This is a genomic window from Levilactobacillus hammesii DSM 16381, from assembly GCF_001434395.1.
Lineage (GTDB): Bacteria > Bacillota > Bacilli > Lactobacillales > Lactobacillaceae > Levilactobacillus > Levilactobacillus hammesii.
The window spans coordinates 1-1,290 of record NZ_AZFS01000017.1 but is presented as its reverse complement, the minus strand read 5'-3'; the positions used below and the strand labels follow the sequence as shown (position 1 = coordinate 1,290).

Annotated in this window: 1 rRNA gene; it reads right to left on the bottom strand. The window is 51.2% G+C overall.

Features of this window, described 5'->3' with window-relative positions:
* Positions 1 to 1,280 (bottom strand): 16S ribosomal RNA (locus FD28_RS01610); the annotation flags it as partial.
* Positions 1,281 to 1,290: the final 10 nt, after the last annotated feature.

Genomic DNA, 1,290 nt, shown 5'->3' with positions numbered 1-1,290 from the left:
ACTCGTTGTACCGTCCATTGTAGCACGTGTGTAGCCCAGGTCATAAGGGGCATGATGATTTGACGTCATCCCCACCTTCCTCCGGTTTGTCACCGGCAGTCTCACCAGAGTGCCCAACTTAATGCTGGCAACTGATAATAAGGGTTGCGCTCGTTGCGGGACTTAACCCAACATCTCACGACACGAGCTGACGACAACCATGCACCACCTGTCATTCTGTCCCCGAAGGGAACGTCTTATCTCTAAGATTGGCAGAAGATGTCAAGACCTGGTAAGGTTCTTCGCGTAGCTTCGAATTAAACCACATGCTCCACCGCTTGTGCGGGCCCCCGTCAATTCCTTTGAGTTTCAACCTTGCGGTCGTACTCCCCAGGCGGAGTGCTTAATGCGTTAGCTGCGGCACTGAAGGGCGGAAACCCTCCAACACCTAGCACTCATCGTTTACGGCATGGACTACCAGGGTATCTAATCCTGTTTGCTACCCATGCTTTCGAGCCTCAGCGTCAGTTACAGACTAGACAGCCGCCTTCGCCACTGGTGTTCTTCCATATATCTACGCATTCCACCGCTACACATGGAGTTCCACTGTCCTCTTCTGCACTCAAGTCTCCCAGTTTCCGATGCACTTCTCCGGTTAAGCCGAAGGCTTTCACATCAGACTTAAGAAACCGCCTGCGCTCGCTTTACGCCCAATAAATCCGGACAACGCTTGCCACCTACGTATTACCGCGGCTGCTGGCACGTAGTTAGCCGTGGCTTTCTGGTTAAATACCGTCAACTTCTGAACAGTTACTCTCAGAAGTGTTCTTCTTTAACAACAGAGTTTTACGAGCCGAAACCCTTCTTCACTCACGCGGCATTGCTCCATCAGACTTTCGTCCATTGTGGAAGATTCCCTACTGCTGCCTCCCGTAGGAGTTTGGGCCGTGTCTCAGTCCCAATGTGGCCGATTACCCTCTCAGGTCGGCTACGTATCATTGTCTTGGTGGGCCTTTACCTCACCAACTAACTAATACGCCGCGGGTCCATCCAGAAGTGATAGCCGAAACCACCTTTCAAACAGAAACCATGCGGTTTCTGTTGTTATACGGTATTAGCACCTGTTTCCAAGTGTTATCCCCTGCTTCTGGGCAAGTTACCCACGTGTTACTCACCAGTTCGCCACTCGCTTCAATGTTGAAATCAGTGCAAGCACGTCATTCAACGGAAGCTCGTTCGACTTGCATGTATTAGGCATGCCGCCAGCGTTCGTCCTGAGCCAGGATCAAACTCTCATCTTATAGATGATGC